At 40.0% G+C, this 13,539-nt stretch carries 10 protein-coding genes and 1 tRNA gene; 3 read left to right on the forward strand and 8 right to left on the reverse strand.

Annotated elements, in window-relative coordinates; translation table 11 throughout:
• Window positions 1-74, forward strand: a tRNA-Arg gene (locus AAHJ11_RS20275).
• Between the two features lie 481 nt (window positions 75-555).
• On the opposite strand, the gene dapA is transcribed toward AAHJ11_RS20275, so the two are convergent.
• Together dapA and ligA are read right to left on the reverse strand one after the other, a co-directional pair.
• Entirely contained in the window at window positions 556-1,449 is an 894-nt protein-coding gene (dapA, locus tag AAHJ11_RS20280) for a 4-hydroxy-tetrahydrodipicolinate synthase (protein WP_004303039.1), read from the reverse strand.
• 59 nt (window positions 1,450-1,508) lie between these two features.
• Window positions 1,509-3,509 carry an NAD-dependent DNA ligase LigA gene (gene ligA, locus AAHJ11_RS20285; RefSeq protein ID WP_148366679.1) on the reverse strand — a complete coding sequence of 667 codons (2,001 nt, stop codon included), beginning with the start codon at window positions 3,507-3,509 and terminating at the stop codon, window positions 1,509-1,511.
• Between the two features lie 75 nt (window positions 3,510-3,584).
• Between ligA and trmD the strand changes: the two genes are divergently transcribed.
• A complete protein-coding gene (gene trmD, locus AAHJ11_RS20290) occupies window positions 3,585-4,262 on the forward strand; it encodes a tRNA (guanosine(37)-N1)-methyltransferase TrmD (RefSeq protein WP_148366678.1) in 678 nt (225 codons plus the stop codon).
• 216 nt (window positions 4,263-4,478) lie between these two features.
• Here the strand turns inward: trmD and AAHJ11_RS20295 are convergent, their stop codons facing one another.
• The 5 genes from AAHJ11_RS20295 to AAHJ11_RS20315 all read right to left on the reverse strand — a co-directional run bounded on the left by AAHJ11_RS20295 (window position 4,479) and on the right by AAHJ11_RS20315 (window position 9,618).
• A complete protein-coding gene (locus AAHJ11_RS20295; protein WP_148366677.1) occupies window positions 4,479-5,390 on the reverse strand; it encodes a dihydroorotate dehydrogenase in 912 nt (303 codons plus the stop codon).
• Window positions 5,378-6,154 carry a dihydroorotate dehydrogenase electron transfer subunit gene (locus AAHJ11_RS20300; RefSeq protein WP_148366676.1) on the reverse strand — a complete coding sequence of 259 codons (777 nt, stop codon included), beginning with the start codon at window positions 6,152-6,154 and terminating at the stop codon, window positions 5,378-5,380. The genes AAHJ11_RS20295 and AAHJ11_RS20300 overlap by 13 nt, the downstream gene beginning before the upstream one ends.
• Before the next feature lie 76 nt (window positions 6,155-6,230).
• Window positions 6,231-6,701, reverse strand: coding sequence for a helix-turn-helix domain-containing protein (locus AAHJ11_RS20305; protein ID WP_074558527.1), 471 nt, complete (start codon window positions 6,699-6,701; stop codon window positions 6,231-6,233).
• Window positions 6,702-7,798: 1,097 nt separating this feature from the next.
• A complete protein-coding gene (gene holA, locus AAHJ11_RS20310; protein ID WP_074558529.1) occupies window positions 7,799-8,818 on the reverse strand; it encodes a DNA polymerase III subunit delta in 1,020 nt (339 codons plus the stop codon).
• Between the two features lie 23 nt (window positions 8,819-8,841).
• A complete protein-coding gene (locus AAHJ11_RS20315; protein ID WP_004295947.1) occupies window positions 8,842-9,618 on the reverse strand; it encodes an AMP nucleosidase in 777 nt (258 codons plus the stop codon).
• Window positions 9,619-9,681: 63 nt separating this feature from the next.
• On the opposite strand from AAHJ11_RS20315, the gene AAHJ11_RS20320 reads away from it, so the two are divergent.
• On the forward strand, window positions 9,682-10,131 hold the full coding sequence (locus tag AAHJ11_RS20320; RefSeq protein ID WP_004295946.1) for a type I restriction enzyme HsdR N-terminal domain-containing protein: 450 nt from the start codon (window positions 9,682-9,684) through the stop codon (window positions 10,129-10,131).
• 173 nt (window positions 10,132-10,304) lie between these two features.
• Here the strand turns inward: AAHJ11_RS20320 and AAHJ11_RS20325 are convergent, their stop codons facing one another.
• Window positions 10,305-13,454 (reverse strand): multidrug efflux RND transporter permease subunit, encoded by a 3,150-nt coding sequence (locus tag AAHJ11_RS20325; RefSeq protein WP_320975297.1) that lies wholly within the window; start codon window positions 13,452-13,454, stop codon window positions 10,305-10,307.
• Window positions 13,455-13,539: the final 85 nt, after the last annotated feature.

Below are 13,539 nucleotides of genomic sequence, written 5' to 3' on the forward strand. Positions count from 1 at the left end.
GGTCGCGTAGCTCAACTGAATAGAGTAGCTGACTACGGATCAGCCGGTTACAGGTTTGAATCCTGTCGCGATCACGAAATCCTCTGCATTTGATGCGGAGGATTTTTATTTTCCCCCATTTCATCGAAGAAATTAGCTATAACTAAACTAAAAGATTCAAAAGTCAGCCATTATAAACAAGCAATACATCCCCTCATATCCCTTGTTTTCAATACCCTCTTCACCTTCACCTTTCTTCCGGGCTCCCTACAAATAAGTCGTTTACGGGTGAAGGGCAACTCTTACACAGCCTTTTCACCTTGTTTGGAAATGAAATATGTCAATGGCTATTAGAATTCTTATCAAGCCCTCAAATAGCTATGCTTTAGAAAGGTGAAAAACCTGTATCAAAAAACGTAATTAATAAGAAATATACCTCTTTCACAATAGACAGCGGCCGTTTTAAAATAAATCATAGGCTGATTTAAAATAAATATCCCAATGATTGAATTCAATCATTGGGATATTTATTTTAAACACTTAGATGTTTATTATGAATTCCTCGCTGAAGAAGCATTAGCATTTAATATTCAACTCATTCAAAACCTTGCGTATTGCCTCAAATGTGGTAATACGAGTAGGAACCAGTGGCAACCGAAGTTTATTCTCGATCATACCCATGGCATTCAACATTGATTTTACTCCTGCCGGATTTCCATCAACAAACAATAAATTGAATAATTCCGTGAATCGATGGTGAATGGTTAATGCATTGGCAAAGTCTCCTTGAAGCGCCAGGCGCGTCATACGGCTAAATTCACGAGGAAAAGCATTACCGATTACTGAAATCACACCAACGGCTCCCAATGTAATAAGCGGAAAGGTTATACCATCATCTCCGGAGATTACATTGAAATTTTCCGGTTTATTTTTAATAATATCATCCATTTGCGTAATATTGCCGGATGCTTCTTTAATAGCAACTACATTCTTAAAATCACGGGCAATCCGCAAAGTAGTTTCAGCAGTCATATTTACCCCCGTACGTCCCGGAACATTATACAATACGATGGGGAGCTCCGTAGCTTCCGCAATCGCTTTATAATGCTGATAAATACCTTCTTGAGAAGGTTTGTTATAATACGGCACAACAGACAATATAGCATCAACTCCTGTGAAATCATCGTTTTTCAATGTTTCTACAATAGCACGAGTATTATTACCACCTACACCCAACAGAATAGGAATTCTTCCGTTAACGCGGTCAATTACCATCTTTTTTATAGTTTTCTTTTCTTCCTCGGTCAGAGTCGGTGTTTCAGCTGTAGTCCCCAGCACACACAAGAAATCCGCATTATTCTGTAATAGATAGTCCACCATACGCATCAACGCGTCATAGTCAACGCTCTCATCCTCTTTGAAAGGAGTAATCAGTGCTACCCCCATTCCTTTCAATTTAGTCTGTATCATGAGTTTTAATTATAATCTCTAATTTATTTAGCCGCAAAAGTACGAATATTTTTCTTATCTTACGATATAAGTTTCAGAAATTCGTCTTCGCTTAATATGGTTATTCCAAGTTTTTTTGCTTTTTCAAGCTTTGCAGGTCCCATATTGTCCCCAGCCAGTATAAAACTTGTTTTCGCAGAAATGCTTCCTACATTTTTCCCTCCATTTTTCTCGATAAGCTCTTTATATTCGTCACGTGAATGATGGACAAACACACCGCTGATAACGATAGACTGTCCCGCTAACTTATCCGTATATCCTTTTAAATCTTCCTCGGTACGATAAAGCTGTAGTCCAGCCTCCTTTAGCTTGCTAACTAACTCACGATTAGACTCATTCGCAAAATATGCAAGTATACTCTGGGCTATTTTTTCTCCGATTTCATCGATACTTACCAATTTTTCTAGATCTGCCTGTTGCAAATCATCTATATTCTCAAACGATTTTGCTATCTTTTTGGCCACAGTCTCACCAACAAAGCGAATTCCCAAAGCAAAAATAACACGTTCGAAAGGAACGGTTTTGCTTTGTGCAATCCCCGTTATAATGTTCTCCGCCGATTTTTCTCCCATACGATCCAAACCTTTGATATCATCAGCTGTGAGTTTATATAAGTCGGCCGTATTTTTAATTAATCCCAAACGATAGAACATATCCACAGTTTCCGGTCCCAATCCATCAATATTCATAGCCTTTCGACTAATAAAATGCTCGATTTTGCCTTTGATTTGAGGAGGACACGCTGTTTCATTAGGGCAATAATGAGCGGCTTCCCCTTCATACCTGACTAATTTACTACCACATTCAGGACAATTGACGATGAATCGAACCTTCTCCCCAAGCATAAAACTACGTGCATCTTTATCTACCCCCGTAATCTTAGGAATAATTTCACCACCTTTTTCCACATAAACCATGTCTCCGATATGCAAATCAAGTCCTTCGATGATATCCGCATTATGTAAGGATGCACGTTTTACGACAGTTCCCGAAAGCTGTACAGGGTCCAGATTAGCTACCGGAGTGACTGCTCCGGTTCTTCCTACCTGATAGGTCACCTTATTCAATCGGGTCAATGCACGTTCTGCCTGAAATTTATAGGCAATAGCCCATCGGGGAGACTTAGCCGTAAAACCCAAATTTTTCTGTTGTCTCAAACTGTTCACCTTTAAAACAATCCCGTCTGTGGCAACCGGTAGATTTTTACGTTCTACATCCCAATAGTTGATAAATTCAAAGACCTCCTCCAATGTCTGGCACTTACGCGTCAAATCAGAGATTTTAAAGCCCCATTTTGCCGCTTCCTGAAGATTTTCATAATGTCCGTCACAAGGCAGATTATCTCCCAATAAATAATATAAATAAGCATCCAGCTTGCGAGAAGCTACAATAGAAGAATTCTGCAACTTCAATGTACCGGACGCCGCATTTCTCGGATTGGCAAAAAGCGGTTCTTCACGCGCCTCTTTTTCCCGGTTCAACTCTTCAAACACTTCCCATGGCATAAGAATTTCCCCACGTATCTCAAAAGAAGCGGGATAATTATCACCATGTAATACAAGCGGAATAGAACGGATTGTTTTCACATTATCCGTCACATCATCGCCTTTTTCTCCATCTCCACGGGTGACGGCACGAACCAACTTCCCATTTTCATAGGTCAACGAAATAGAAGTACCGTCATATTTCATTTCACAACAAATCTCGAAATCCTCATTTAGCGCTTTACGGACACGATCGTAGAAGTCCGTCACTTCCGCTTCCGAATATGTATTTGCCAATGACAGCATAGGATATTTATGGGCCACTTGCGTAAAATTCTTGTTCAAGTCGCTCCCCACGCGCATAGTGGGTGAATTTTCATCTTTATATTCCGGATGTGCTTGTTCCAGATCCTGAAGTTCACGCATCTTATCGTCAAACTCTTTATCCGAGATTTCAGGAGCATTCAACACATAATAATTATAATTATGCCGATGAAGTTCGGCACGCAATTCCTCTATTTTTTCTTTTATATCCATATTTCTTCGATTGTTTAAGGCAAAAATACATGTTTATCTTTGAATATTTGTACTTTTGCGAAAAATTAAAAGATTATGCGCATTGATATTATAACAGTTTTACCCGAAATGATTGAAGGTTTCTTCAATTGTTCTATCATGAAACGAGCTCAAGATAAAGGACTTGCAGAAATACACATTCACAATTTACGTGATTACACCGAAGATAAATATCGCCGTGTCGATGATTATCCTTTTGGAGGATTTGCCGGAATGGTGATGAAAATAGAACCTATCGAACGCTGCATCAATGCTCTAAAGGCAGAACGTGACTACGATGAAGTTATCTTCACGACCCCTGACGGAGAACAATTCAACCAACCGATGGCCAACACACTCTCTCTGGCACAGAATCTCATTATTCTTTGCGGACACTTTAAAGGCATTGATTACCGTATCCGCGAACATCTGATTACCAAAGAAATCAGTATCGGCGATTATGTATTAACAGGAGGAGAACTGGCGGCAGCAGTGATGGCAGATGCTATCGTACGTATCATTCCCGGAGTCATTTCCGATGAACAATCCGCACTTTCCGATTCTTTCCAGGATAATTTGCTGGCAGCACCTGTATATACACGACCTGCTGATTATAAAGGCTGGAAAGTTCCCGATATTCTATTATCCGGGCATGAAGCAAAGATCAAAGAATGGGAACTGCAACAGTCCCTGGAACGCACCAAAAAACTTCGTCCCGACCTATTAGGGGAGTAAAATAAAGTGTAAATAAAAACGACGATGAAGATTACGTAAATCCTCACCGTCGTTTTTATTTTGTCTTCAATCTAAAGATCCTATCCGTAGACAATTCCTCTAAACACGAACTTCTTTTTCATCTGCTATTACCTGCCTGTTTATCCTTTCTCTATTTAAAAGAGAAATAGCATTTTTCTTGCAGACTTAATGCGAAGGGTTATTGTATGTTTTCAATTATACCTCAAGCGCACCAATTATTTCCTTTACAGACTTACATCCGTGTCTTTCCAGGTAATTATTTATACCATCTTCCACTTTAATAGTAACAGCAGGATCTATGAAATTTGCCGTACCAATCTGGATGGCTGTCGCACCTGCAAGCATGAATTCAACAGCATCCTTCCAATCCATAATACCTCCCAATCCAATGACAGGAATATTTACCGCATTGGCAACTTGCCATACCATACGTAATGCGATAGGTTTTACGGCTGCTCCCGACATTCCGCCTGTTATAGTTGACAAAATAGGACGTTTACGTTCCGCATCAATCGCCATACCCAGCAATGTATTGATTAATGACACGCTATCCGCACCACTTTCTTCTGCTGCGCGAGCTATTTCAGTGATGTCCGTAACGTTTGGGGAGAGTTTTACGATAAGTGTCTTTTTGTAAGCTGAACGCACTGCTTTTACTACTTCTGATGCCCCTTTTGCTGACACACCAAAAGCCATACCACCTTGCTTTACATTAGGGCAAGAGATGTTTAGTTCTATAGCAGGAATTTTGTCAAGTTCATTAATGATTTCAGCTGTTTTTACATAATCTTCGATGGCAGATCCCGAAACGTTTACAATCATATTCGTTTGGATGTCTTTTATACGGGGATATATATGCTCCACAAAGTAATCAACACCCTTATTTTGCAGTCCCACAGCGTTTAACATCCCAGAAGGAGTCTCTGCCATACGCGGATAAGGGTTTCCTTCACGTTTGTGAAGAGTAGTTCCTTTTACAATAATACCGCCTATTCGCGCTATATCAATGAAGTCGGAGAACTCTTCACCATATCCAAATGTACCAGATGCTGTCATCACCGGGTTTTTCATTTGTAATTCACCAATGTTTACACTTAAATCTGCCATAGTAGTTTATTTATATTAAAAACAGGACCTTCTTTACATACACACAAATGACCTTCTGTCGTATTTTCCACACAACATAAGCATGCTCCGATACCACAAGCCATTGTATTTTCCAAAGATACTTCACATTCTATCTGATTACTTTTGGCATATTTTGCCACAGCCACCATCATCGGTTTGGGACCACAAGTGTAAATCTGCTCAAATCGTACCTTATTTAATATAGAATGTTGGGTAACATATCCTTTTTCTCCATGGCTACCATCTTCCGTAGTAGTATATACCTCTCCATATTTGGCAAACTCTTCCAGCTGCAACAGATCTTTGTCGCTACGGGCACCTAACAGGAACGTAGGTTTATGGCCTTTTTTAGCCAACTGCTCACCTAAATAAAGCATAGGGGCTGTTCCGACACCTCCACCAACTAATAAGAGCTTATCAGAAGCCTCCAGAGGCATTGTATATGCATTTCCCAACGGAAGCACTACATTTATTGTTTCACCGGGATTAACCTCTGCCAAACGTCTTGTTCCATCACCAACCAGCTGGATCAGAAACCATACCTCATTTCGCTGTTTATCTACAAAGTTAATAGAAATGGGACGCCGTAAAAATGTAGTAGGCGAACCGTCCACCCGGAGTTCGGCAAACTGCCCAGGTAACATTTCGGGCAGTAATGACTGAAAGGTCAATTTTAGCAATACATAGTTTGCATTCAATCTGATATTCTCAGTCACTGTCAGATCTAAAATAAATTTCTTCATGTATGGATATAAAAGTATAAATTCGTATTCCGGATGCAAAGATACAGGAAATTGCTCAAACCACCGATTTTACTCTTCATTTTTCAGGTCGAAACGTCTCATAGGTGTTATCATCGAAAAATATTCTTATTTCCGTGATTTTCCTGGCAGGCTTTTCTATATACCTAATCTCTTGTTTTACAATCTCTTTGGGGGCATTTTCGGCGTTTCTTAACGGCATTTCCTTGCGATTTTCCGGAAGAGTCGGCTCTTTGGACGGATTTACGGGATTCTCGTCGAATAAAGAAGGCAGGTAATCGTGGTTAGAAGAAGAAAAGGAAGTTCCTTCTTCAGACACCATCATTTCGCCTTTACCATAAAGCAACCATTCAAGATTTACATAGTCATACTTTTGATGAACCTTCATAACGACCTCTAAGCTGGGTTTATTCCGATCGTTTAAAATATGAGAGAGAGTAGATTGTTGCACTCCAATTGTTTCAGCAAAAACTCTAGGAGGAACTTTTTCTCTTTCCATTATCATTCTGATTCTGTCTTTTATTTCCATACTACCTTCTTTATATTACAATTGTATGTGTTATGTATCTATTTCACAAAAATACGCACGATCTCATTGATTATACAAAGGTAAATATTTAGATTCACAAAAGCAAATTACAAATATAAAAATACTGATATTACAAAAGTATAGAGCATTATACAAATCGAATATTACGCTTGTATATAGAATAAAACGAGCTATTATAAATATATAGTTTCAGTTTAACTATAAAATGCAAAACACAGATATACAGCTACATATATAATATAAATAAACCTCAAATAGGAGTATTCACAAATATACATACCACATAGAGAAGACTTTTATAGTACAAATTGACATAATAAACTATATAACGCTGGCTTACAATAAGATAATAGATATAAAAGCATTTGTTAATGCCCCAACAACTACATTTGTATATCAGGTATTATTTTTGTAAATACACAAATATATTATTGTAAACACTAACCATTGATCACATTTGGAATATGTTCACATAAATATACTACACATTTGTAATTACATATATACACAAAAGTAAATATTGATAGTTGCAAAAGCAATAAAAGGAAGGGAGCCACTCATACTTTACCAATGTATATTGCTATTTTTTTCTAATCATCCTTTACAATCTTCTCTAAAAAGAAAATCCTTGCAATATTTCCGTACCGATCTCCACTTATTTATTTTTTTTCAATTCTAGGAGGTTCATTTTTAGCATAAATAAATGAAAGACAAAGACTTACCACTATAATTCATATTCTATTTTTCTATTAAACTAGAAAAAATAGGCTTATAGTAATCAAATATACTCCTGGATTATCAAAATGACACTAATGGATGATTTTAGAGAAAAGAAAAAGTTTCCTTGAAGGTAGATCAATACAAAATTCTAAAAATAGACTTTGTGTAGTTCGTTAAATGGGTAAATCTATAAAACTATAAAAGGAGTAAATCTATTTGTAAAATAATCACTGGTATTGTGAAAGTCTTTTTTATAATGGAAGTAATTGCGGGAATACCAAAAAAAGACATATACTTCCCGTTTCTATCTACGGTAAAAGTATATGTCTGATTATATAGGTAATTCTTAATCCTACTTAATGCAAAATTTTGAACACTAATTCACGAAGAATATCTCCATCTGTCATAGAACTATTTTGGACTCCTTTGGATTTTGCATCAGCATATCGTATTTCTCCAACAATTTGCATGGTCTTTACTCCGCTATATTTTCGCATTGCTACCATATAATCCCGAGCCTGCCAAGGAGTTCTTAACCCTAGCATATTTGCAATCCCTTGCTCTGATTTATCCGGTGCATAATAAGCCAACATTAGGTTGGAGTAAAAGCTGAATAATAAAGACAGCGTCATTTGGATCGGATTAGTTTTCGGATTTTCCTCAAAATATTTTATTATCTTATTTGCTTTCAATATATCCTTTTCCACTAAAGCACTGCGCAATTCAAAGTTATTATAATCTTTGCTTATGCCTATGTTTTTTTCTATCTGTTCAGGAGTTACGCGTTTTTGTCCGGCAGGTAAAGTGATAATCAACTTTTCAAGCTCTCCGGTCAGACGACTCAAATCTGAACCTACAAAATCAGCAAGCATAGCAGTTGCTTTAGGTTCCATATCAACTCCTTTCCGTTTCATATATGAAGCTATAAAACCGGGGAGTTGTGCATCCTTTATTTTTTTAGATTCAAACAGCACACCAACTTTGTCCACCTCGGCAGCCAGCTTCTTTCTACGATCCAACGTTCCATGCTTATGGCATATCACTAAAATGGTGGAAAGCAAAGGCTTTTGAAGATAATACGACAACTCTTCCATATTACGTACCGCCTGCGCTTCCTTTACTACTACTACTTGGTGTTCCGACATCATGGGATAACGCTTTGCAGCATTTATAATCGTTGCCACATCCACATCAGCCCCATACACAACAGTCAGGTTGAATTCTTTTTCCGTCTCACTCAACACATTATCCGTTATGTAATCTGCAATCAAGTCGATATAATACGACTCTTCTCCCATCAGGTAATAGATAGGGCGATACTGCTTTGCTCTCAGTTCCTTGAGGATGTCATCACAGGTCAGTTCTTGTTTTGCCATATATAATTTTCAGAAAGACCGGATTACCAGTCAAATTTCAAGTGTTTAACAGTTTTCTTTTCATCAATAATCATACGCAAAGAAGCAATACCAATTTCAACATGCTCTTCTACATAATTTCTGGTAACCAAATTATCACTTCTATCTGTTTTTACTCCGTCGGGGGTCATTGGCTGATCGGACACTAATAATAATGCGCCGGTAGGAATATGATTGGCAAAGCCACAACTGAACAAAGTTGCAGTTTCCATATCAACTGCCATAGCCCGGGTCTTTTTCAGATATTCTTTGAATGCATCATCATGTTCCCAGATACGGCGGTTGGTGGTATATACGGTACCGGTCCAATAGTCACGGCCTTTGTCACGGATGGATGAAGAAACGGCACGCTGCAACATAAATGCAGGTAATGCAGGAACTTCAGGAGGGAAATAATCGTTGGAAGTTCCTTCTCCACGAATAGCTGCAATAGGGAGAATCAAGTCGCCAAGCTGGTTTTTCTTGTCGATGCCACCACATTTTCCCAAAAACAAACAAGCTTTGGGTTGAATAGCTCCCAGCAAGTCCATGATGATGGCAGCGTTGGGACTTCCCATGCCAAAGTTAATCATAGTGATACCTTCGGCAGAAGCAGAAATCATATTTGCATCCCTTCCTAAGATGGGAACATTAAACTGATTTGCGAAAATCTCGACGTACTTGTTGAAGTTAGTCAACAGAATATACTCTCCAAAATCCTCCAGGTTACGTTTTGTGTAACGGGGCAGCCAATTAGCTACGATTTCTTCTTTTGTTTTCATAATTATCTATTAAATTTGTGCTCCCAATAATGGGAACCATTATTTAACTTACAAAAATAATAAATGTTATCGTTAAACCTACCAGTATTCGACACTAAAATAAACGTACGAAACGGAAAAAATGTAATTTTCGACGTAATTCGTAAACGATATGTCGCCCTTACCCCTGAAGAATGGGTACGGCAACACTTTGTTCACTTTCTTATTGCACACAAAGGATATCCGACTGCCCTCCTGGCCAATGAAGTAATGGTAAAGTTGAACGGTACTACCAAACGATGCGACACCGTACTTTATCGGAGGGATTTATCAGCCCGGATGATTGTGGAATATAAAGCACCCCATATCGAAATCACACAGGCTGTTTTCGATCAGATCACCCGGTATAATATGGTATTGAAAGTAGATTATCTGATTGTCAGCAACGGAATGCAACATTATTGTTGCCGGATGGATTATGAGAATCAGAGTTATACGTTCCTTCAGGATATTCCTGATTACAAATCTTTATAAAAATGTTCCGCTTCATTTGCCACAAAAAAACGTACTTACCTGCAAGAATAAAATAGCGTCACTATCCATTCAAGATAGTGACGCTATTTGCTTACTATGGTGACACCATCCCAAACAGATAGCGTCACTATATCAACTACCCTTTCAGATAGCCTTCAAACAGTTTTTTACTTCTATATGACAGTATCTTTCCCACCATCCTCATTTCCTTTCTTTTTGCTGAACCGCTCTTGCAATTTCTGCATCAATTCGTAGAAATTAGGAATATAAATGGTAGCCAATAAAGTGTTCATGGCCATACCGAATACAACAGCAGCACCCAATGCTATACGACTTTGTGCACCTGCACCGGTGGCGAATAACAAGGGCATCACTCCTAATACAAAAGCAAAAGAAGTCATCAGGATCGGACGCAAGCGGACATGCCCCGCTTCAAAGGCAGCTTCCCTAATTGAATTACCCTCGGCACGGAAATCACGGGCAAATTCCACAATCAAAATTCCGTTCTTTGCAGAAAGTGCAACCAACAGAATGATACCGATTTGCGTATAAATACTGACTGGAGTTCCCATAATCAGACAGCCAATCATGGCACCTAATAATGCCACCGGCAATCCGATGACGGCTGCTACCGGGCTGGTCCAACTTTCATACTGTGCAGCAAGTACCAGAAAAGCAACAATTAACGCCATAATCAGAACAATGGTAGTCGTATTCCCAGCCTGGGTTTCCTGATAGGCAACGGAAGTCCATTCATACCCAAACTCATCTCCCAGCTGTTCTTTAAACAATGCTTCCACTTCTTGAATAGCCTGCCCGGTACTACTTCCCGGAGCAACATTACAAGTCAGAGAAGCAGTCGAGTACATATTATAGCGGTTAATCTGGTCTTGGCCTAACTGTTCCTCCACTTTGGTGAAAGAAGAAAAAGGCACCATCTCTCCTGCCGAATTCGGCACACTTAGCTTCAAGACATCATCAATTACCCGCTGTGCCTGGTCGCGTGCCTCAATCTTCACTTGGTAAATACGTCCGAATTCAACAAAATCATTCACATAAGCCGCTCCCATATAATAGCCTAATGTAGAGAAAACATCGTTCAAGGCAATTCCCATGAACTGGACTTTGTCACGGTCGATATTCAAGAAATATTGCGGAACATTTGCCTGATACTGGCTGGATACAGATGCTAAAGCCGGTTTCGAATGATAAGAAGCAAGCAAGACATTGATGGCCTGCTGCATTTCCGTCGGTCCCAGATTACGCCGGTCTTCCAACTGAAGCTGTAAACCACCGGATGCACCCAACCCCGGAATAGCCGGAGGAACCATAGCAAACACTTCCGCAGCCTGAATAGTCATATACGCTTCACCATTAAAACGATTGACTATGGCAGCAGCCGTATGCTCCTTCCCTTTCCTCTCACTCCAGTTTTTCAGCACCACAAAATAAGTTGCGGAGTTACTCTGCTCGCCGCCACCCATGATAGAAAAGCCGGAAATACCAATATAATTTTTTACTTCCGGATAAGAATCCAAAATACCGTTTATCTTTTCTCCCACTGCTTGCGTACGCTCAAGGCTGGCGGCAGGCGGAAGTTGAACAACAGCAATAAAATATCCGTCATCCTCGTCCGGGATAAAAGTTGACGGCCAATGCATAAAAAGCAATAGAGCAATAACAGTCAAAGCGCCATAAGAAGCAAGAGCCATTCCCGGACGCTGAAGCAACCATTTGACAATTTTGTCATATACCCCTTGCGTCTTGTCATAAGCCTTATTGAAACCTTTGTATATAAAGAAGTTAGAAGGTTTACTCTTTTCAAGAAACAGTGCGCAAAGCGCAGGAGTCAATGTCAGCGAATTGAAACCGCTCAATACGGTAGAAGCGGCAATAGTCAGTGCAAACTGCTTATACAGCTGACCTGAAATTCCACTAATCATCATCGTCGGAATGAACACGGCAAGCAATACGAGAACCACCCCGACAATCGGGCCCGTGATCTCTCCCATCGCTTTTGTCACCGCTTCACGAGGTGAGTACTGCCCGGTTTCCAATAACCTCGAAGCGTTCTCCACCACCACTATCGCATCATCCACCACAATAGCAACTGCCAAAATCAGTCCGAACAATGTTAATGTATTGATAGAGAAACCAAATGCCGCCATTACGGCAAATGTACCGATCAACGATACCGGAATAGTGATACAAGGAATAATCACTGCCCGCCAATTCTGCAGGAACAAGAAAATAACGAGTATCACCAGCAAAGTTGTTTCAAAGAAAGTAACCATCACTTCATCAATGGAAGCATGGATGACGTCAGTCGTATCCAAAGTGACATTATAGGCCACTCCTGACGGAAAACTTTCCGCCAGTTCTTCCATCTTAGCTTTCACTCCTTTTGAAACATCCAGCGAATTGGAACCCGGTTGCTGGTAAATAGCAATAGCAGCCGTAGGTTTTCCATTCAATCGCGACACTACATTGTATGAAGCAGACCCCAAATCAATACGTGCAATATCTTTCAGACGAAGCATCGCTCCGTCCTGCTCACGGCGAATAATAATATCTCCGAACTGTTCAGGAGATTTCAATCGTCCCTGGACATTCAAAGTATACTGAAAAGCATTCTTATTATCCTGTCCGATAGGCTGACCGATATATCCGGCAGATACTTCCACATTCTGCGATTGGATGGATTGATAGACTTGCTGCGGTGAAATATTCCGTATACGCATAGCCTCCGGATCGAGCCAGATGCGCATCGAATAGTCCCCTGCTCCCATCACATTCACAGCACCCACTCCGGGCACACGTGTCAGCTGGTCCACTAAATTCAATTTGGCATAATTAGTCAGATACAGGCTGTTGTACACAGAGTCCTGCGAAGTCATTGTCAAAAACATCACAATGTTTGAAGACTGTTTCTGCACAGTGACTCCTTGCACCACCACCGGTTCCGGCAGTGATGATTGTGCGATACTGACCCTGTTTTGTACCTGCACAGTTGCCATATCGATGTCCGTACCAACAGCGAATGTAATAGTCAGAGAATATGCTCCCGAAGATGAAGAATTGGAAGACATATAAAGCATGCCGTCTACACCATTCACCTGCTGTTCGATAGGAATACCCACTGTTTGAGCAACAGTTTCAGCATTTGCCCCGGGATAAACGGCAGAGACCTGCACCGTTGGCGGTGTGATCTCCGGAAATTGCGCCACAGGCAATATATTGAGTGTGACCAGACCGGCTACTACAATAAGCAGGGCAAGGACAGTAGCAAATATCGGTCGGTTGATAAAAAACTTAGAAAACATAATGTATAGGTTTAAAAGCAGCCTCTCTACAGCCTTCTCCCAAAGAGAGGGAGCAGAAAGTTACTTTTGTTAATTAATCGGTTTT

Source organism: Bacteroides sp. 90-K9/2 (assembly GCF_047310725.1).
Taxonomy (GTDB): Bacteria; Bacteroidota; Bacteroidia; order Bacteroidales; family Bacteroidaceae; genus Bacteroides; species Bacteroides vicugnae.